We start from the raw sequence: 20,904 nt of genomic DNA, 5'->3' as shown, positions 1-20,904 counted from the left end.
ACATAAAAAATAAATGTTTGTGTGGCAGGAGCAGGAAATGATGGTTTCCCGGTTTGTGGAATCGAAGTGCAGGCAGGGCAAGGGTGGCAGAGGAGAAGGGCTGAATTTTCATTACGCTTACGTTAACGTAATGATTGTTGTTTGGTGTTTAAGCTCTAATTTTTACATTGACGCTACATTCTGGCTGCTCTAGATTGGCCCTGTGTCGAGCAGTCATCGCTTTAGCAAGAGAGTGGGTGATTGTGCAGATACTAAGCTCTGTTTAAGCACGTTTCCGTTGGCTTGACCCTCGCATCCGCGAGGGTCTTATTTTTTCAGTGTCCGGCAAGCGGGCGATCAAGCGTCGGCAGGATAGATCGCCGACACCGCCGCCAGCACCTCGGCGAAGGGATGCGCCGCCAGCTGGCCAAAACCGGCCAGGTTTCTCGCCTTGATCCGGGTGGTCAGGGGGGTGGCGATGCCACACAGGAAGCGGGTCAGGATCCTGGGATGGCGCTGGTGACACAGGGCAATCAGAGGATCGCACCAGGCGCGCAAGCCGTGCTCGTTGAGCAAGCCCGGAGATGGCAGCGGCGGCAGCACGGCTATCTCCCCCCGGCAGACGGAGCAGTGACCACAGCGCTCGGGCGCCTCTTCATCGGCAAAATAGCGGGCCAGCTCATGGCTCAGGCAACGGGTCGAGGTAAAGAACCCCAGCAGGGCCTGCAAGCGTGCCAGCTCGCTCTGCTCTTTCTTTTCAAACAGTCCATGCAGCTCTTCGGCCAGTGCCGCCGGGTCGATATGCTGGCGCACGACTCGATACACCTCCGTCATCTGTTTGCTCTCCAGCTCGATCCAGCCCTGCTGCTGCAGATAGTCCAGTGCCGCCGCGGCGCGCTGGCGTTCCCCCTGATAACCCTGCCACAGTGCATCGAAGTCCATGGTGCACCAGCTGCGCGCCTGGGGCGCACAGGCAAACAGCTGCTCCAGGAACTGACGGCGATCGGGGTTGAAGCGGGCCAGGATCTCCCTTTTTTCCAGCACGAACTTGAAACGGTACTCGGCAAAGTAGCTGTAGGCCGGGGCAATGATCCCCGCCATCTCCAGATAGACCAACAGGGTCTTGAGGGGCAGTTGGCGAATGTTGGTCTCGTTGGAGAGGCGCAGCAGGCCAAATTCCCACTCGGCACCGCTCTGTTGCAGGATCTGGAGCAAGCTCAGGATGGCCTCCCTGTCAGGGGTGTCCCCATAGACGAAGTTTTCCAGCACAGGCAACTGGGCGCGGCTCGCCAGCACCATGCAGCGGGAGGGGAGTCCGTCACGTCCGGCGCGGCCTATCTCCTGGCTGTAGTTCTCGATGGATTTGGGCAGATCGTAGTGAATGACCCGGCGGATATCGGCCTTGTCGATGCCCATGCCAAAGGCGATGGTGGCGACGATGCAGTCGAGTCGGCCAGCCATGAAGTCGTGCTGGATCTGGCTGCGCAGGGCGGGCTCCAGCCCCGCATGATAGGCACAGGCGCGGATGCCGATGGCCTGCAACTGATCGGCGCACTGCTGCGCACTCTGTTGCAGGGTGACGTAGACGATGGTGGGGGCTGCGGGATCGCGGCGCAATTCGTCACGCAGCCAACCATCGCGGGCACTGCCGGCCAGCGGAATGACGGCGAGATCCAGATTGGGGCGATAGAAACCCGTCACCACCAGATCCTCGGCCTCGATGGCGAATTTGGCCTGCATATCTGCCATGACCGCCGGGGTGGCGGTGGCGGTGAGCAGCAGTACTTGGGGAATGGCGAGATCGCGGCGATGGTCCGGCAGCTTCAGGTAGTCGGGCCGAAAGTTGTGGCCCCATTCCGAGATGCAGTGCGCCTCGTCCACCACCAGCAGGGAGAGCGGCACCTGGGCGATGAAGCGGCGAAAGCGCTCGTTCTTGAGGCGCTCCACCGAGATCATCAGGATCTTGAGCTGGCCGTCACTGGCCTGCTGCATCACCCGCCGACTCTCCTCGGGGGTCTGACTGGAGTCCAGGGTGGCGGCGGCGATCCCCTTGCGTTGCAAGAAGGCGAGCTGATCGTGCATCAGCGCCAGCAGGGGGGAGATGACCAGGGTCAGATGGGGCAGTGCCAGCGCGGGCAACTGGTAGCAGAGGGACTTGCCTGCGCCGGTCGGGAAGATGGCTGCCGCACTCTTGCCGGCCAGCAGGCGGCTGATCACCGCTTCCTGGCCGGGTCGCAGCTGATCGAAGCCGAAGTGTCGGGTCAATAAAGAGGTGATCATGGCAACAGGCTCCAGTGCAAAGTGAGCGGCATGATACCACTCTCGCCCCACATCGGCCGATGATAGGACTGGTTTGGTGACAATTTGACCGTGGTTGATATTGTGTTATCACATTGTTGTAGATTTTTTGTGAGGTAACCCTGATATTTTTCAGTGATTATGTGGAAAAAAAAGATGGCAGATGGGATATTCCTTGTCCGCAACCCCAAGCGTACTGGACAAACCCAGAAGAAGGTTTGCCAACGGCACCACCGTCCACAGGCCGGTGCCAATGCGTGCGGCAGGTTGCCAACAGGACTAATGATTCACGCACCATGAGTGCACAGGGACTATTTGATGACACAACAACACCCCCTCATAAAACTGGTCAACAGCACCAGTCTGGTTAGCCAGATCCTGGTCGGTCTGGTATTCGGTATCCTCCTTGCCATGTTCATGCCTGAATGGGCCAAGGCGGCGGGTCTGCTTGGCAGCCTGTTCGTCGGTGCCCTGAAGGCGGTCGCTCCGCTGCTGGTCTTCGTGCTGGTGATGTCGGCGATCATCGGTCACAAGCAGGGTCAGAAGACCAACATGAAGCCGATCTTGCTGCTCTATGTGCTGGGGACCTTCCTGGCCGCCGTGGTGGCCGTGATGGCGAGCTTCCTGTTCCCCTCCAACCTGCACCTGGTTGCCAGCACTGCCGAGATCACCCCGCCGGGCGGCATTACCGAGGTACTGCAGACCCTGCTGTTCAACGTGGTGACCAACCCGGTGAAGGCGCTGCTGGATGCCAACTACATCGGTATCCTGGCCTGGGCCATCGGCCTCGGCATCGCTATGCGTCACGCCAATGAGAGCACCAAGGCGCTGATTTCCGATGTGTCCCACGGGGTCTCTGCCATCGTCAAGGCCGTGATCCGCTGCGCCCCGCTCGGCATCCTGGGTCTGGTTGCCTCCACCCTGGCCGAGACAGGTTTCGATGCGCTGTTTGGCTATGCCCAACTGCTGGTGGTGCTGATCGGCTGCATGCTGTTCATCGCCTTCGTGGTCAACCCGCTCATCGTGTTCTGGAAGATCAAGCGCAATCCCTATCCGCTGGTGCTGACCTGCCTGAAAGAGAGTGGCGTGACCGCCTTCTTCACCCGCAGCTCCGCCGCCAACATCCCGGTCAACATGGCGCTGGCCGAGAAACTGCGTCTGCCGGAAGACACCTATGCGGTCTCCATTCCGCTGGGCGCCACCATCAACATGGCCGGCGCCGCCATCACCATCACTGTGCTCTCTATGGCGGCGGTGCACACCCTGGGGATGGAAGTGGATATGGCCACCGCCATTCTGCTCTCCGTGGTCGCCACCGTCAGTGCCTGTGGCGCCTCCGGCGTGGCTGGTGGCTCCCTGCTGCTGATCCCGCTGGCGTGCAGCCTGTTTGGCATCAGCAACGACATTGCCATGCAGGTCGTTGCCGTGGGCTTCATCATTGGGGTGCTGCAGGACTCCGCCGAAACGGCGCTCAACAGCTCCACCGACGTGCTGTTCACCGCGGCCGCTTGCATGGCCGAGGATGAGAGCCTGCTGGAAGCGGCCCCGCTGCCCAGCCGCGAAGCCTGATCCTCTTAGCTTTTCCCTAAATGCTGGCGCCCTCTTCGGAGGGCGCTTTTTATTGCCTGCGATTTCATGCCAGCAACACTGGCTCCTTCCTGCTTCCCATCTGCCCGTTGCCGCCGTGGTGTCTCTCGTTCATGGGAGTATCGGCGCCTGCCTGCTAGGGCGGTCGCGGCTACCCCTCTGGAGTAAGAAGGGCACCAGGCGCGGCGAGGTCCATAGGCTCAGGCGTTGATGGGCAGCATGCCGCCGTGCCGCCATCGCGGTAAGGCCTCAAGGCTCGTCAGCGGGCATATGGGCGCCGATCTGGAGCATCAGAGATTCTGCTCGGCGCCGTTGCATCTGAGAGCGGGGCTGGCGAGCGACGGTACCCCGTGTATTGGATGCAAACCCAGACCCCTGCGGGGAGGCCCGAGGTGCCCGATGTAGGCGCGGTATAGCGCCCATCCTCTTGCACGGGAACCCGGCAAAGGGCTGGGGAAGGTCAGAAGGGAACATGGGTGGGGGCTCACTCGGCAGCATGGGGCAGCCAGGCTGCCATCCCTTTTGCCCACGGGCGGGATGTGAGGAAAGGGGCAGATTGCACGGGCGGCAACGCAGCAGGTGGCCGGTTGGGAAAGGTGGCTGATAGGGAAGATGGCCTTATCCAGGCCCTTGCCGAACCCGGTGCCCCGCAATGAAAACAGCCCGGCAAGCTGAGCCTGCCGGGCTGTGGGTCTCTGGCAGGGTCAACCGGCGATCCGGTTGACCCTGGCTATCGCAGGCGGGTTAGCCGACCAGTTGATAGAGGATGGCAGAGATGGCGATGAGGCCCATGGTTGCCACGAACACGTTGCTGATCTGGCCCTGGTATTTCGCCATGGCCGGGACGCGCTTGATGGCGTACATCGGCATCAGGAACAGGATGGTGGCGATGATGGGACCACCCAGGGATTCGATCATGCCGAGGATGGAGGGGTTGATCACGGCCACGCCCCACAGGGTCAGGATGAAGAAGGCGATGATGAACAGTTCGATCTTCTTGTGGTTCGGTTCCTTGCCGGAGGAGCGCATCTGCTGCATTACCATGCCCTTCAGGCCTTCACGGGCACCCAGATAGTGGCCGAAGAAGGAGGAGACGATGGCCACGAAGGCAACCAGCGGACCGAAGTAGGAGATGATGGGGCTCGCATGCTGGTTGGCCAGGTAGGAGAGCACGGCAATGTTCTGGGACTTGGCTTCTGCCAGTTGGGCCGGTGTCAGGCTCATCACGCAGGAGAAGACGAAGAACATCACGAAGCCGAGCAGGATGAGCGCGGTGCGCTTCAAGATGGCATCGGACTTGGCGACGGCGTTGTCACCGTGATCACGGCGCTGGGCCAGGGCGAAGCTGGAGATGGCCGGGCTGTGGTTGAAGGAGAACACCAGCACCGGGATGGTCAGCCACAGGGTGGTGGCGAAATCTTTGGCAGAAGGTACCTGGGCCAGGGCGGCGCCGGTCCAGTCCGGGATGAGGTACAGGGAGATGCCCGCCAGGATGGCGATGAGGGGGTACACCAAGAACTCGGTGACCTTCAGCATCAGCTTCTCACCAGCCAGCATGACCGACATCATGGCCATGATCAGCACGATGGAGAGGATCCAGCGCGGCGGCGCCGTCATCTGCAGCTGGTTGACCAGGAAGCTCTCGACGGTATTGGTGATGCCCACGCCGTAGATCAGCACTATGGGGTAGATGGCAAAGAAGTAGAGCAGGGTGATTAATTTGCCAGCGCCCACGCCGAAATGCTCTTCCACCACTTCGGTGATGTCCGCATTTGGCTTCTTGGAGGAAAGCACGAAGCGCGCCAGGCCGCGGTGGGCCAGGTAGGTCATGGGGCCGACCAGCAGCGCCATCACCACCAGTGGCCAGAAGCCACCCATGCCAGCGTTGATGGGCAGGAACAGGATGCCGGCGCCGACGGCGGTGCCGAACAGGCTGATAACCCAGGTGGTGTCTTGTTTGCTCCAACCGCGTGATTGGACCGAGCTGATTCCTTGCTCCTGTGCGGCTGCAACGTCCTGTGCGCCAGTGACAGTATTGGACATGTGTCTCACCCCGAATGTGTGGTTTTAATTAGTCGGCGCAAGAATACTTTTTTTTTAATCAAAAATGTTGATCAGATTCACCTTTATGAGGCCGAAACCCGCACTTTCTTATGGAAATGTGATCAAAAGAATAAAAAATCAAAATTTATTTATCATATGCAGTGTTAGTTGAATGTTAATTGGATAATTTCTCACCCTGAAAGGTTATCAATATGTTGTCCTGACAGGTGCTGGGCCAGCTGGCGGATCATGCTGGCGGTGGCCCCCCAGATGAAGGAGTGTTGCCAGGGGATCCAATAGATGGTGTGGCGCTTGCCCGCCCTTGGGAGGGTCAGGGCGATGTGGTGGGCCGGATCCAGCACATGGCTGAGGGGCACTTCGAAGGCCTGCGCCACCTCATCGGGGCTGAGAGCAAGCCGATAGTCGGGGTCTATCATGGCCAGCACAGGCAGGACGTCATACAGGGAGATGGTGTTGAGCGGGGTGAGGCTGCCGATGACCCGGATCTGGGAGGCGGGGATCCCGAGCTCTTCATGGGTCTCTCGCAGGGCGGTGTGGATCAGGCTCTCATCTTCCGGATCCTGGCGCCCGCCGGGGAAACTTATCTGCCCCGGATGGTGGCGCAGGGTGGTGCTGCGACGGGTCAGCAACAGGTGCAGCCCCTGGGGACGCTCCACCAGGGGGATCAGCACAGCCGCCGGCTTGAGCCCCGCCAGCATCAGACGGTGGGCGGGAGCGGGGCGCTGCAACAGGAAGCGGGTCAGCAGCTCGGCGCGGTTCATCTCGATATCCATCTCGGTCCTGGTCTCCTTGGGGCGGGCGAGGGCAGTCACAGGCTCATTGGCGCAAGGCATCCAGCAGCGGCAGGATGCGGGCCACCTTGTCGTAGGTCTCCTGATATTCGGCGTCCGGGTCTGAGTCGGCGATGATGCCCCCCCCTGCCCAGCAATGGAGCCGGCCGGCTTCGGCTATCAGGGTGCGAATGCAGATGCTGGTGTCCATCCGGCCGTGCTGGCTCAGATAGCCGATGCTGCCGCAATAGGCGTTTCGGCGCACCGGCTCCAGCTCCTCGATGATCTCCATCGCCCGGATCTTGGGGGCCCCCGTGATGGAGCCGCCAGGGAAACAGGCCCGTAGCAGATCCACCCCCTGCCAGCGCGCATCCAGCTCGCCGTGAATGGTGGAGACCAGGTGATGCACGGCGGGGAAGGACTCCACCGCAAACAGGCTCGGCACGCTGACGGAGCCCGGGCGGCTGACCCGGCCTATGTCGTTACGCAGCAGATCCACGATCATCAGGTTCTCCGATCTGTCCTTGTCGGCACTGGCGAGCGACTCGGCCACCTGTTTGTCGATCGCGGGGTCCGGATGGCGAGGTCGGGTGCCCTTGATGGGCTTGGTCTCGATGTGGCGGCCATCGAGCAGCAGGAAGCGCTCGGGGGAGAGGCTCAAAATGGCGCTACGGGGCAGCCGGACAAAGGCGGAGAAGGGGGCCTTGTTGGCGGCACTGAGGGCGAGATAGGCGGACCACTCGTCCCCTCCATAGGGGGCGCTGAAGCGCTGGGTCAGGTTGATTTGATAGCAATCCCCTGCCGCCAGATAGGCCTGGATGCAGGCGAACTTTTCGCCGTACTCGGCCCGGCTCATGTTGCTCTGCCACTCGCCCTGCAAGGCGAAGGGGGCGCAGGGCTGAGGGGCTTGCGCCGCCAGCCACTGCAGGCGTCTGGCGAGCCCGGTTTCATCTCCCCAGTGCACCAGCTGCCAGCGACCGGTTGCGACGTTTCGCAGCAGTGTCCAGTCGTAGATCCCCACCGCCATGTCGGGTACCTGGATGTCCGCACTGGCCTGGACGGGCAGACGCTCGAAGCGCCGGCCCAGATCGTAGCCAAAGAGCCCCAGGGCGCCCCCGATGAAGGGCAGGTCATGCTCATCCTGCACCAGTTCGCCCAGCAGGGCTCGTTGGGTCTCGGCGAGCAGGGCGAGGGGATCGCCGTCATGATGGCTCTGGTGGCCAGCCCGGGTGAGGCAGGTGCTGGCACCCCGGGTCTCCAGGGTGGCGAGCGGATCGGCGCTGATGATGTCAAAGCGGTTGTCGGCGCCCGTTGGGCCTGCCGATTCCAGCAGGATGGCCCAGGCCTGGTGTTGCAAGCGGGCAAACAGGGCGTGAAGCGATGCTTGCGGATCGAAATGGTGGATATGCAGTCTTGGTTTCATTTTTTGTTACACAGGCAACAGTTTGCACCCAGCTCCCTAGCCGGTTCGGGTGCTCAAGCGTATCATGGCCGCCGGCATTTTTAAGAAAAACACCGTTATAAAAACACGCCGTAGTCGCCGGCTCTGTGCGCATTCGCCGCCTGCCGAAGGCCCGGCTCATATGGAAGCCCTTGCTCGCGCAAGCGACGACAAGGACCAGTGAGGATGATATGAGCATCATTAGAAAACAGGACTTTATCGATTCCATTGCTGACGCCCTGCAGTACATCTCTTTCTACCACCCCCTCGATTTTGTCCAAGCCGCCAAGGCTGCCTATGACCGCGAGATCAACCCGGCCGCCAAGGATGCCTTGGCCCAGATCCTGATCAACTCCCGCATGTCTGCCGAAGGGCATCGCCCCCTGTGCCAGGACACCGGCATCGTCACCTGCTTCGTCAAGATCGGCATGCAGGTGCAGTGGGACAGCGACATGACGGTGCAGGAGATGGTGGACGAGGGTACCCGCCGCGCCTACACCAATCCGGACAACCCGCTGCGCGCCTCCGTGCTCGCCGATCCGGCCGGCAGTCGCAAGAACACCAAGGACAACGCCCCTGCCGTGGTGCACATCGACATGATTCCGGGGGACAAGGTGGAAGTGAGCATAGCGGCCAAAGGCGGCGGCTCCGAGAACAAGTCCAAGATGGTGATGCTAAACCCCTCCGACGACGTGGTCGAATGGGTGCTCAAAACCGTGCCGACCATGGGCGCTGGCTGGTGCCCTCCTGGCATGCTGGGGATCGGCATCGGCGGTACCGCCGAGAAGGCGGCCGTGCTCGCCAAGGAAGCCCTGATGGAGCACATCGACATTCAGGAGCTGATCGCCCGGGGTCCAGAGACCACAGAAGAGAAGCTGAGGGTAGAGCTCTATGACAAGGTCAACCGGCTGGGGATTGGTGCCCAGGGGCTGGGGGGCCTCACCACAGTGCTGGACGTGAAGGTCAAGTCCGCCCCGACTCATGCCGCCTCCAAGCCGGTGGTGATGATCCCCAACTGCGCCGCCACCCGTCACGTTCACTTCGAGCTCGATGGCTCTGGCCCCGCCGAGTTGACTCCGCCGAGGCTGAGTGACTGGCCGGAAATCACCCGTGAAGCGGGCGGCAACGTGCGCCGGGTCAATGTCGACGGCATCACCAAGGCCGAACTCGCCAGCTGGAAGAGCGGCGATACAGTGCTGCTCTCCGGCAAGATCCTCACCGGCCGTGACGCCGCCCACAAGCGCATTGCCGACATGCTGAAAAATGGCGAAGGCTTGCCGGAAGGGGTCGACTTCACCAACCGTTTCATCTACTACGTCGGCCCGGTCGATGCGGTACGTGACGAAGTGGTCGGCCCGGCCGGCCCAACTACCTCCACCCGGATGGACAAATTCACCGACATGATGCTGGGCGAAACCGGCCTCATCGGCATGATAGGCAAGTCCGAGCGCGGTCCGAAAACCGTCGAGAGCATCAAACAGCACCAGGCCGTTTATCTGATGGCCGTTGGCGGCGCCGCCTATCTGGTGGCCAAGGCCATCAAGAAGGCGCGCGTGGTAGCCTTCGCCGATCTGGGGATGGAAGCCATCTATGAGTTCGAGGTGGAAGACATGCCGGTAACAGTGGCGGTCGACTCCCAGGGCAACAACATCCATGAAACCGGCCCGGCCTACTGGTCTGCCAAAATCGCCGAGCTGGATACCAAGCTCGCCTGATCCGGTGCAAGCCCTCGCGGGGCGCCGGGCAGATGGCAGCTCATCACAGCCCATATGACAGAAGGCGACCTCAGGGTCGCCTTTCTCGTCTTGGTTGCCGCCCTGCCAGACTGACGCGCGGGGCGGGGAGCTCTGCCAGCCCGGGTCGGCACGATATGACTCAATGGTTCAGGTAGACGTCCTGCCCACCGTAACAGAGAGGCCCCCCCTGGGCAGGGGTGGGCTCGAAGAAGCGAGTCAGGACACCGGCACGCTGCCCCAGGGTGCTGAGGTGGCTGCGATCCAGGGCAACCCGTTCGGGCAACCAGGTCAAGACGGCTGCACAATGACCGTTGGCCAGGCTCTGCTCCAGCAGACGTTGCCAGTTCTTGATCTTGGGGCCGTGAACCACCAGTACCCGAGCGGGATTGATCCCCTGTGCTTGCAGTTGCTTGGCCACGGGCAGCCCTGGCGGAGCTATGAGCAAAATCCAGCCGCTGTCGCTTTGGCTCAATCTTCCCAACGCATCCAGCAACGGGGCTTCATGGAGATCCATGGCCAGTCGATGCTCATGCTCCGCCTTGCTCTGATGGCGGGTGGGCCAGGTGGTGATCACACCGGCAGAGGAGGAGAGTGGACGGTGACTCAGGGGCTGGCTCATATGTGTGTCCTGTATGAATAACCATGCTGTATGCGTATACAGTAGTTCTATCTCATGCCAGTGACAAGGCGTTTGTGATTAAAAATGTGAGCCGACTAACAGGGATTTTTATTAACTTATTGAATTTAAATGCTATTTATATCGATGACGGGGCGGGTGTTTTTTAACCTGTAGACAAAGCGCGGGCCGGCGCTCATGGTTATACAGTATGTATGGCAAGAGGAGGGACCAAGATGGATGTGAGCACCTTGCAACGGCTGGACGCCAATATTCTGCTCGGGATCATCAACGAGAAGCTGCGGCTGGAGTGCGATGGTCTGGAAGAGTTGCTGGCTTACTACGACATGACAGAGGATCAGCTGGCCACCCGTCTGCAGCAGATTGGTTATCACTACGACCCCATGAGTAACCAGTTCAAGGCCCATGGTTAATTCAGCTCGGGAAGCTGCCCCAATTGGGGCAGCTTCCTTTTATTGCCGCGCTGAGACACCAAACATTGAAAGCGATTTCATCGCCGGCCTAGTTGGCGCTTATTTTCACGTATTTTCAGCCGCTGGCAATCATTGAAAACCTATTCATGAATCCATCTTTTTTAATTTCACTCAATGTTTTGATTTTTAAGGTTATTTTTATTTTGTTCAGGCGAGATATAGGAAAGGGTTTTCATGGTGAAACTGTCATTTTTATGCGTTAAAGTGTGACTCACGTTAACTTTTAAACCCCCGGCTTTAGCTAGTATGCCCACGCCGGAACATATTCTGAGATAACAACAGCGCCGGTCCCTCAAGGGGATAACATTTTTTATTTGTAACGAAGGAAAATGGTTTATGGCTACCAAGAAGAAGACAGACCAAGATCTCCAACTGGATAAAGAACAGCTCAAGGCGAGTATCGTGCGTCACCTGCGTTCTACCTTGGGTACAAGCGAACAGAAAGCCTCTCCCGAAGCATGGTGGAAAGCGACCGCTGCCGCCGTCAACGAACAGGTGTACGAGCGCCTGACCCGCACTCAGCAGACTCACTTCAAGAAAGATACTCGTGCGATTCACTATCTCTCTGCTGAATTCCTGATGGGGCGTTTGACCTCCAACAACCTGCACAACCTCTCTCTGTACAAGATCTGCGAAGAGGCCCTGGGTGAACTCGGTCTGGAATTGACCGATCTGTGCGAACAAGAGCCGGACATGGCCCTTGGCAACGGCGGCCTGGGTCGTCTGGCCGCCTGCTTCATCGACTCCCTGGCCACCCTGAATTACCCGGCGGTGGGCTACGGCATCCACTACGAGCACGGCCTGTTCCGTCAGGAGATCCAGGATGGTCGCCAGATCGAGCGCCCGGACTCCTGGCGTGAATATGGCAACCCCTGGGAGATCTGCCGCCCCGAATCGGTGCAGGAGATCCCGCTCTACGGCTATGTGGAGACCGTGTTCGGTGACAAGGGCGGCCTGAAGAAGGTGTGGCACGCCGGTCGCAAGATCAAAGGGGTGCCTTGGGACATCCCTGTGGTGGGCTTTGGTGGTCACACCGTCAATATCCTGCGCCTGTGGGAATCCCGCGCCTCCGAGTTCTTCGACTGGGACGTGTTCAACGCCGGTGGTTACATTGACTCCCAGGCCGAGAAGGCTCAGGCCGAGACCATCTCCAAGGTGCTCTACCCGAATGATGAGACAGATGCAGGCAAAGAGCTGCGCCTGATCCAGCAGTACTTCTTCTGTGCCTGCTCCATCAAGGACATCATGCGCCGCTACAAGCGGGTCCATGGTTCGGACTTCCGCAACTTTGCCGCGCAAATTGCCATCCAGCTCAACGATACCCACCCGACAGTGGCCATCCCCGAGTTGATGCGGGTGCTGGTGGACGAGGAAGACTTGAACTGGGATGCCGCCTGGGCCATCTGCTACCAGGTCTTCTCCTACACCAACCACACCCTGCTGCCGGAAGCACTGGAGAAGTGGTCCGTCAGCCTGTTCGAGAAGGTGCTGCCCCGTCATCTCGAGATCATCTACGAGATCAACGCCCGCTTCCTGAACGAGCTGGTGGAGCCCAAATGGCCGGGCAACGACGCCATCAAGGCCAAGCTCTCCATCATCGAAGAAGGGGACGTGCGCAAGGTGCGCATGGGCAACCTGTGCGTCATCGGCTCCTGCAAGGTGAACGGCGTGGCCGAGATCCACTCCAAGCTGGTGAAAGAGGATCTCTTCCCCGAGTATGCCGAGCTGTGGCCCGAGAAGATGTGCAACGTCACCAACGGCGTGACCCCCCGTCGCTGGCTGCTGGCCTGCAACCCCGAGCTCGCCGCTCTCTACAGCGAGGTGGTGGGCAAGGAGTGGCCGCTGCAGCTGGACAAGCTGCGTAGCGTGACCAAGTTTGCTGACGACAAGGCGTTCCAGCAGCAGTTCATGACCATCAAGCGTCACAACAAGGAGAAGCTGGTCAAGGTCATCAAGGCGGAAACCGGCATCGATGTCTCGGCCGAGGCGATCTTCGACGTCCAGATCAAGCGTCTGCACGAGTACAAGCGCCAGCAGCTGAACCTCATCCACATCATGGCGCTCTACCGTCGTCTGCTGGCGAACCCCGACTATGACATGCACCCGCGGGTGTTCATCTTCGGCTCCAAGGCGGCGCCCGGTTACAAGCTGGCCAAGGACATCATCTACGCCATCAACAAGCTGGCGGAGCGGGTCAACAACGACGCCCGCATCCAGGGCAAGCTGAAAGTGGTGTTCATGCCGAACTACCGGGTGAGTCTGGCCGAGAAGTTGATCCCGGCGGCGGATGTCTCCGAGCAGATCTCCACCGCAGGCTACGAAGCCTCAGGTACCGGCAACATGAAGATGGCACTGAACGGCGCCATCACCATAGGCACCCTGGACGGCGCCAACATCGAGATCGCCGAAGAGGCGGGGGCCGAGAACTGCGCCATCTTCGGCCTGAACGTGGACGAGGTGAAGTCCCTGAAGGCGCGCGGTTACAACCCGTACGACTTCTACTACGCCAACTCCGAGCTCAAGGCGGTGCTGGACTGGTTCGACACCGACTACTTCACGCCGGGTCGTCCGGGCGAACTCGCCTCCATCAAGCGCTCCTTGCTAGAAGGAGGGGATCCCTACCTGACCCTGGCCGATTTCGCCTCCTACTCGGAAGCGCACAAGTTGATCGATACCTGGTATCGGGATCCGGCGCTGTGGGCGAAGAAGGTCATCATCAACTCGGCCACCATGGGCAAGTTCAACTCCGACCGCTCCATCCAGGACTACGTGGACCGGATCTGGAAATTGAAGAGCTGCAACGTCGGCTGAGCACACCCAATATGAAAAAACCCCGCATCGCGGGGTTTTTTTATGTCATCTGGTCGAGGAGGCCTCAACGCTTGTCGACGATCTCGGTGCCGGCTGGCACGCGCTTCCTGCCGGTGATCATGGCCCTGATGAGATCGCTCCGGGTCAGGCGATCGAGGACGATGACCGCCAACACATGGATGAAGATGGCTATCTGCAGCGCCTTGGCAAAGAACTCGTGGAGCTCTTCCATGAGGTCTTCATCAAACAGCTGCTCGTACCCCGTCATGATCCCGGTGACCGCTGTCCCCACCAGGCAGGTCAACATCATCAGTATCATCAAGGCGCCCAGCGGATTGTGGCCGGCATGATAGGGGTGTTTGCCCTGCCAGCTGGCCTGCAGGTAGCGGCCCAGGCGGGCCGGAGTCGGAAACCACTGGGCAAACCTGGCGTAGTCGGAGCCGACCAATCCCCACAGGATGCGCAGCACCAGCAATCCGGCCAAGGCGTACCCGACATAGCGGTGATTGCGTCTGCCTTCCTCCAGGATGAACAGGTTGAGCACGCACAGCAGGACGGTGGCCCAGTGAAACACCCTGATCAGGGGATCCCAGACCCTGATGGCCTTGCTGCTTCCCATCGCTTTCTCCATGATGTTTTCCTCTCGTAGTGATCCATCCCGGCTTTCCATGCGCCGATTGCCGGAGTGCCATTGTCCGCATCATGGAGGTACTTTCTTAAGGCCGTGTTAATGACCTGAGGTGCGCCACAGGGGCAGGGCCAGTTGCAAGGAGAGAGCGAGAGGCTGGGGGAATCACCAGAGGGAGGAATAAACAGAGCCCCGACGGTGCGGGGCTCTGGTGTGTCAACAGACTTGGGGTGTTCGACGGCTCAGGGGCTTGCTCCGTCAGCATCCTCAGGCCCATCTGCCTGGCCGGGGATCAGTGCAGGATATCGCCGAAGAAATAGGCCAGCAGGGTCAAGATGAGGGTAAACACCAGGTTCAGCACCAGACCTGCCCGCATCATCTCCCGCTGCTGGATGTGACCGCTGGCGAAGACGATGGCGTTTGGCGGCGTGGCCACCGGCAGCATGAAGGCGCAGGAGGCCCCGACGGCGATAAGCACGGAGACCACTATGGGGGAGACCCCCAGCGCCTCGGCCACACCGGCGAACAGCGGCACCAGCAGGGCGGCGGTGGCGGTGTTGGAGACCAGCTCGGTCAGGAACACCACGAAGGCGGCCAGGCAGAGCAGAATGATGAAGATGGGCATGGTGGAGAGCGCACTGGAGAGGTGCTCCGCCAGGAAGGCGTTGGCCCCGGTTTGCTTGAGGACGGCGCTTAAGGTAAGACCACCCCCGAACAGCAGCAGCACGCCCCAGTCGGTGTTCTGGTTGATGTCATCCCAGCTGGCGACCCGGCTGACGGCGATGGCCAGGATGGCGCCCATGGCGATCAGGGTATCGAACTGGGGAATGCCCCCCAGGGCCGCAGCTATGGGCTGGGAGCCAATCCACAGCAGCACTGTGGTCAGGAAGATGAGCAAGGTGGTCTTGCGCTGGCCGGTCCACTCTATGGTGACCTGCTCGGTGCTGACCTGGTGCGACAGGTTGGGGCGCGTTACCCAGTAGAGCAGGCCTATGCCTACTGGCATGAAGATGAGCACCACCGGGATGCCGAACTTCAGCCAGTCGGTGAAGCCCAGTCCCATCTGGGCGGCGGCGATGGCATTGGGGGGGCTGCCCACCAGAGTGCCGATCCCGCCGATGCTGGCGCTGTAGGCGACGCCAAGCAGGACGAAGACCAAAGTGCGACGCTCCTTGTGAACGTCGAGGCCCTTGAGCATGCCGAGGGCCAGCGGCATCATCATGGCGGCGGTGGCGGTGTTGCTGATCCACATGGAGAGCGCAGCCGTGATGGTGAACAGCACTATGGCTGCCCAGCCAAGGTGACCCTTGGCAAGCTGCATCACCTTGGCGGCGATCTGGGTATCGAGTCCCTGCTTGGAGAGGGCCGCCGCCAGGGCAAAGCCGCCGAAGAAGAGGAACAGGACAGGGTTGGCGAAGTCGGTCAGCGACTTGCTCATGTCAAACACCCCGAGCAGGGTGGCGAGCACCGGGATGGACAAGGCCGTGATGGTGATGTTCACCGCTTCGGTCAGCCAGAGAATGGCGATGAAGATCAGGATGCCGAGGCCTTTGTTGACCATGGGATCAAACGGAAGCCAGGCGAGCATGGCACAGAGCAGCAGGAGATCCAGGATGACGATCCCGGCCTTGATGTCCAGCCAGCGTGTAGGGGCGGAAGGGACTGCAGAGGTATTCATGTTGTTCTCTCGGTTAATTTATGGTTGTTGTTGTGTTGCCGAGATTACATTTATCCCCCTGTTTGAAACAGGGGGATGTGGTCAAAGCATGTGGCGACTCACAGAGTCAAGTGAAAATGGATCTGACATTAAACAGAAATTAAACATTCTGTTTTCATTTGGGCGCTGCCGCGGTGGAGAGCAGCCACTCCTTGAACAGGCTCTTGGGCAGGGAGCCGCTGCGCTGAGCCAGGATCTGTCCCCCTCTGAAGATCATCAGGGTCGGTATGCTGCGAATGGCGTAGCGGCTGGCGATGGCGGCTTCCTGTTCGGTGTCGAGTTTCACGAAGCGGATGCGGGGTTCGAGCTCAAGCGCTATCTCCTGAAAGACAGGGGCGAACTGCAGACAGGGACCGCACCAGCTGGCCCAGAAGTCGACCACCACCGGAATGTCAGACTGGATCAAGGCATCAAAGTTGGTCTGTCGGCCCGCCACCGGGGAGTGGGAAAACAGGAGTTGGTGGCAGCGACCACACTTCGCGTTTGAGTCTGTTTTTTCGGCGGGCAGGCGATTGCGGGTGAAGCAATGGCTACAATAGGTAGTGACAAGTGACATAATTGGTTCCTTTATTCATGGCCCGGCAACATCTTTATTGCATTCACAGAGCAGACTAACGGTAACATAGCGCTCAGTTGTTTTTCACACTCGGCTGTCTGGTCGTGACCCTGAGTCACCGGATGGCTGACCATGACATGAGAATCGTGACGGGATGAAGAGTGTTGCACGGGTCAATCGTGTTGTCTTTGGCCTTATCATCGTATCGCTGCTGGCGTTTTCTGCCTATTGCTGGCAGTTGCTGAGCCAGCAACAACGCGCCTCCGATCTGAGCGTGGCCGCAGAGCTGGTCCTCAACCGGGTCAATACCGACACCGTGTATCTGCTGGGGCGAGAGAAGGCCAGCGATGGCAGCGTACAGCAGCGCCTCAGCCTGCTGTCAAACAGCCTGGATCGCTTCGTGAGCCAGGTGCGCGAAGACCCGGGCTCGGTGGATGATCCCGCTTCCCAGGCGCTGCAACGGGACATCGATGGCTATCTGCTGGATCTCGCCAGGTTCTACACCATGGAGATGACCATCGAATACCTGGCGCCTCGTTTCCAGAGCCAGCTCAAGGCACTGCTGGCAACGCTGCCGGCCGGGGCCGAGCAATCCCGCGATCTTACCGAGCTTGCTCGGTTGAGCCACTACCTCAGGCGCAGCTGGGACACGAGCGAACAGCGTCAACTGCAGCAACTGCAGCAGCGGCTGATGGAGACCTCCCCCGGGCAGCCCAAGGTCATGGCCCTTACCCGACTCAGCCAGGAGCTCAATCAGCAGGTGATGGAGTACCATCGCCTGCGTAACCAGATCGTCGAGATGAAGGGGCTGTCCTCGCTGCCGGCGTGGAAACAGAGCAAGCTGGATCAGGCCTCGTCCCTCAAGAGCCGTTTCTATCTGATGGTGCTGGGGGGGGCGCTGCTCTGCTTCTCGCTGGTGGCCGCGACTCTGTGGCGCCGCAACCAGAAGCTGAGCGAGCTGTCCCGCCACGCCGCCTTGCTGGCCCAGGCCAAGAGCGATTTTCTGGCCAACATGAGCCACGAGATCCGCACCCCCATGAATGCCATCATCGGCTTCAGTGCCCTGGCGCTGCAGACCAAGCTCGATCAGCAGCAGCGGGACTATCTCAATAAGATAAAGTCCTCGTCTGACACCTTGTTGTTGCTCATCAACGACATCCTGGATTTGACCAAGGTGGAGTCCGGCAAGCTGACGCTCGAGGAGATCGACTTCGATCTCAGCGAGCAGCTCGACTCCCTGGCCGCCATGTTTGCGGACCTGGCGGAGCGCAAGCAGATCGAGGTCATCATCAACAAGTCGCCTGCGGTGCCCGATTTTCTGCGCGGCGATCCGCTGCGACTCGGTCAGGTGCTGGTCAATCTGGTCAACAACGCCATCAAGTTCACCGAACGGGGGGAGGTGGAGGTGGCCATCACTCTAGTCAATCAATACCCGATGCGGGTCTGTTTCAGCGTGCGGGACACCGGCATCGGCATAGCGCCGGAGAAACAGGCGCAGCTGTTCCAGCCCTTCACCCAGCTGGAGGCGGGCAACACCCGCAAATATGGCGGCTCGGGGCTTGGGCTCAACATCTCCCAGCGGCTGGTGGGGCTGATGGGGGGGGAGATCAAGGTGCAGAGCAAGCCCGGGGTGGGTTCCACCTTCCTGTTCGAGATCCCCCTGTCCCAGGCTGTCTATGGGGTCTCCGGGCGCCGGGTCTTCTTCGATCACCAGCCCCTCATCCTGATGATGGATGACAACGAACTGGTGCTGGAGCTCGCCAAGGACATACTGGGCCGGGCTGGTGCCTCGGTGATCGCGGTCAACAGCCTCTCCCGTGCCCGCCAGGTGCTGCGAGAGGAGGGCCACCACATCCGGCTTGCCATCCTCGACTGGCGCATGGGGCAGGAGGATGGCCTGGATCTTGCCCTCGAGATGTATCAACACAGCCAGTGGCGGCGCCTGCCCATCCTGATGACCAGCGCCTGGTCCAGGGAGGGGCTGCACGGACGCATGGAGAGCATGGGGCTGACCCACTTCCTGCCCAAGCCCATGACAGAGAATGCCCTGCTGGCCAAGGTGGACGAGCTGCTCAACGGCAGCTCCCACGACAGCAAGGTTCGTCAGGCCGAGGCACAGGGCGATCAGCAGCACTTTCGGGAGCTGCTGCACGGGACCCGGGTGCTGCTGGCCGAAGACAACCGTGTCAACCAGCAACTCATCATGGAGTACCTGCGCCGGGTCGAGGCGGTGGTCACCGTGGTGGACAACGGGCGCGAGGCGGTGGAGCAGGTGGCGGAGCAGCCCTTTGACGTGATCCTGATGGATTTGCAGATGCCGGTGCTCGACGGCCTGGATGCGACCCGCCAGATCCGCAAGATGGTGGACAAACACGATGTGCCCATCATAGCACTCACCGCCAGCGCCATGCCGGGGGACCGGGAGCGCTGCCTCGGGGTCGGCATGAACGGCTATGTCACCAAGCCGGTGAGCAAGCTGGATCTCTACAACAACCTGCTGCAGTGGGTGAAGAGCGCCAGCGGCGAGCGGCGGGCGCCGCCCGAGGTCAAGCCGCCGGATCTGATGGGGGTGCTGGATCTGGAGGATGCCCTGCACCGGCTGGAGCAGGACAGGGAGGCGCTGCAGATCCTGTTCAAGCTGTTCCTCTCGGAGCACAAGGACGATCTGTGGGACATTCGCTCCGCCCTGCGCCGCCAGCAGCCCGAAGTGGCCTGCCGCCTGTTGCACACCTTGAAGGGGGTGTCGGCCAACATCTCCGCCTCCCGCCTGCAACTGCTGGCTGGCGAGCTGGAGTGGCGGCTGCGGCTGCAAGAGGAGCTGAGCGAGGGCGAACTGACCCAGTTGCAGCAGGTCTTCATCCAGACCCGGGAGGAGGTCTCCCACTTCCTGCTGACCGGCGAGCAGCAGGAGTCGGTCGCCTTCCCGTTCTCGCCCCCCGACAAGCGGCTGTGAACCGGTGAGATAGCAATCGTTCTCAAGTCGTCCGCTTCAGGCTATGATGACCCACTCCCATCGCCCCCACCTCGGGGGCGATTGTATTGAGCTTCTCTCTATGACCACGCGGCGCCGGCTGTGCCGCGAGCAAGGACTTTACTGTGAGCGTATTTTTGCGGCTTGGCTGGTTTTTCAAGGATCAGTGGCGGCGTTATCTGATGGCCATCTCCCTGCTGATGATGGTGGCCCTGTTGACCGTGATCCCCCCCAAGGTGGTGGGCTGGGTAGTGGATGGTATCGCCAGGGGGGAGCTCGATGACGGTACCCTGATGGGCTATCTGGCGGGGCTCCTTGGCCTCGGCCTGCTCATCTATCTGCTGCGTTATGTGTGGCGGGTCATGCTGTTCGGGGCCTCCTACCGGCTCGCCTATGTGCTGCGCAACCGCCTCTTTACCCACTTCACCCGCATGAGCCCGGATTTCTATCAGCGCCACCGCACCGGCGATCTGATGGCCCATGCCACCAACGACATCCAGGCGGTGGAGATGACGGCCGGAGAGGGGGTACTGACCCTGGTGGACTCCTTCATCGTCGGGATCCTGGTGCTCTCCATCATGTGCAGCCAGTACTCCTGGCAGCTGACCCTGCTCTCCCTGTTGCCGCTGCCGGTGATGGCCTTCTTCATGAACCGCTTTGGTACCCAGATCTACAAGGAGTTCAAGGCGGCGCAGGGGGCCTTCTCCCGGCTCAACAACAAGACCCAGGAGGCCCTCTCCGGGGTGCGGGTGCTCAAGTCCTATGCGGTGGAGTCCCTCGAGGATCAAGGCTTCGCCGAGCTGACCCGTCAGGCGGGAGAGCGCAACATGGCGGTGGCTCGCATCGATGCCAAGTTCGATCCCGTCATCTACCTGTGCATCGGCTGCTCCTACTTCCTCGCGGTGGCCGGCGGCAGCGCCCTGGTACTGCAAGACAAGCTGACCCTGGGGGAGCTCACCAGCTTCACCATGTATCTGGGTCAGCTCATCTGGCCCATGTTCGCCATCGCCTGGCTGTTCAACATCATAGAGCGGGGCAGTGCCGCCTACTCACGCATCGAGAGCATGTTGGGGGAGCGCAGCGACATCGAAGAGCCCACCCGGCCTGCGGCCTTTGTCTCGGCTCTGCCCCTTGAGGCCAGGGGCCTGGGCTATCAGCTGGAGCAACGCAGCCTGCTTGCGGGCATCGACTTTGCCCTGCAACAAGGAGGCATGCTGGGGGTGGTGGGGCGCACTG

Annotated in this window: 14 protein-coding genes; 6 read left to right on the top strand and 8 right to left on the bottom strand. The window is 60.7% G+C overall.

Going from position 1 to position 20,904, the window contains the following annotated elements; genetic code table 11:
* Positions 1-336: 336 nt before the first annotated feature.
* Positions 337-2,259, bottom strand: a complete 1,923-nt coding sequence (locus BN1127_RS14075) for a RecQ family ATP-dependent DNA helicase (RefSeq protein WP_042649890.1) — start codon at positions 2,257-2,259, stop codon at positions 337-339.
* A gap of 336 nt (positions 2,260-2,595) precedes the next feature.
* On the opposite strand from BN1127_RS14075, the gene sstT reads away from it, so the two are divergent.
* Positions 2,596-3,846: a serine/threonine transporter SstT gene (gene sstT / locus BN1127_RS14070; RefSeq protein ID WP_041205671.1), complete on the top strand. Its 1,251-nt coding sequence runs from the start codon at positions 2,596-2,598 to the stop codon at positions 3,844-3,846.
* Between the two features lie 762 nt (positions 3,847-4,608).
* Here the strand turns inward: sstT and BN1127_RS14065 are convergent.
* The 3 genes from BN1127_RS14065 to pabB form a co-directional block, all read right to left on the bottom strand.
* The gene (locus BN1127_RS14065; RefSeq protein WP_042649889.1) at positions 4,609-5,907 is read right to left on the bottom strand and encodes an HAAAP family serine/threonine permease; all 1,299 of its coding nucleotides are present in this window, start codon (positions 5,905-5,907) and stop codon (positions 4,609-4,611) included.
* Between the two features lie 191 nt (positions 5,908-6,098).
* Positions 6,099-6,689, bottom strand: a complete 591-nt coding sequence (locus BN1127_RS14060; RefSeq protein ID WP_041206924.1) for a CoA pyrophosphatase — start codon at positions 6,687-6,689, stop codon at positions 6,099-6,101.
* A 55-nt stretch (positions 6,690-6,744) separates the two neighbouring features.
* Positions 6,745-8,121, bottom strand: coding sequence for an aminodeoxychorismate synthase component I (gene pabB / locus BN1127_RS14055; RefSeq protein ID WP_042649888.1), 1,377 nt, complete (start codon positions 8,119-8,121; stop codon positions 6,745-6,747).
* Positions 8,122-8,330: 209 nt separating this feature from the next.
* Between pabB and BN1127_RS14050 the strand changes: the two genes are divergently transcribed.
* Positions 8,331-9,854 (top strand): fumarate hydratase, encoded by a 1,524-nt coding sequence (locus tag BN1127_RS14050; protein ID WP_042649887.1) that lies wholly within the window; start codon positions 8,331-8,333, stop codon positions 9,852-9,854.
* Between the two features lie 160 nt (positions 9,855-10,014).
* Here BN1127_RS14050 and BN1127_RS14045 read toward each other — a convergent pair whose 3' ends face one another.
* On the bottom strand, positions 10,015-10,494 hold the full coding sequence (locus tag BN1127_RS14045; RefSeq protein WP_042649886.1) for a cell division inhibitor: 480 nt from the start codon (positions 10,492-10,494) through the stop codon (positions 10,015-10,017).
* A gap of 233 nt (positions 10,495-10,727) precedes the next feature.
* Here BN1127_RS14045 and BN1127_RS14040 point away from each other — a divergent pair, with 233 nt between their 5' ends.
* Positions 10,728-10,925, top strand: a complete 198-nt coding sequence (locus BN1127_RS14040) for a DUF4250 domain-containing protein (protein ID WP_005323525.1) — start codon at positions 10,728-10,730, stop codon at positions 10,923-10,925.
* A 396-nt stretch (positions 10,926-11,321) separates the two neighbouring features.
* Positions 11,322-13,796: a glycogen/starch/alpha-glucan phosphorylase gene (locus tag BN1127_RS14035; protein WP_042649885.1), complete on the top strand. Its 2,475-nt coding sequence runs from the start codon at positions 11,322-11,324 to the stop codon at positions 13,794-13,796.
* Positions 13,797-13,860: 64 nt separating this feature from the next.
* Here the strand turns inward: BN1127_RS14035 and BN1127_RS14030 are convergent, their stop codons facing one another.
* The 3 genes from BN1127_RS14030 to trxC form a co-directional block, all read right to left on the bottom strand.
* Positions 13,861-14,415 carry a cytochrome b/b6 domain-containing protein gene (locus BN1127_RS14030; RefSeq protein WP_042649884.1) on the bottom strand — a complete coding sequence of 185 codons (555 nt, stop codon included), beginning with the start codon at positions 14,413-14,415 and terminating at the stop codon, positions 13,861-13,863.
* 301 nt (positions 14,416-14,716) lie between these two features.
* A complete protein-coding gene (locus BN1127_RS14025) occupies positions 14,717-16,102 on the bottom strand; it encodes an SLC13 family permease (protein ID WP_005323530.1) in 1,386 nt (461 codons plus the stop codon).
* A gap of 154 nt (positions 16,103-16,256) precedes the next feature.
* Positions 16,257-16,697 carry a thioredoxin TrxC gene (gene trxC, locus BN1127_RS14020; protein WP_042649883.1) on the bottom strand — a complete coding sequence of 147 codons (441 nt, stop codon included), beginning with the start codon at positions 16,695-16,697 and terminating at the stop codon, positions 16,257-16,259.
* A gap of 154 nt (positions 16,698-16,851) precedes the next feature.
* Between trxC and BN1127_RS14015 the strand changes: the two genes are divergently transcribed.
* Both BN1127_RS14015 and BN1127_RS14010 read left to right on the top strand, forming a co-directional pair.
* Positions 16,852-19,650 carry a response regulator gene (locus tag BN1127_RS14015; protein ID WP_042649882.1) on the top strand — a complete coding sequence of 933 codons (2,799 nt, stop codon included), beginning with the start codon at positions 16,852-16,854 and terminating at the stop codon, positions 19,648-19,650.
* A gap of 143 nt (positions 19,651-19,793) precedes the next feature.
* Positions 19,794-20,904 (top strand): ABC transporter transmembrane domain-containing protein (locus BN1127_RS14010; protein ID WP_042649908.1); only part of this gene is annotated, 1,111 nt, incomplete at its 3' end.

The sequence above is a fragment of the Aeromonas media genome, from assembly GCF_000819985.1.
Lineage (GTDB): Bacteria > Pseudomonadota > Gammaproteobacteria > Enterobacterales > Aeromonadaceae > Aeromonas > Aeromonas media.
This window is presented reverse-complemented; position numbering and strand designations above follow the sequence as displayed.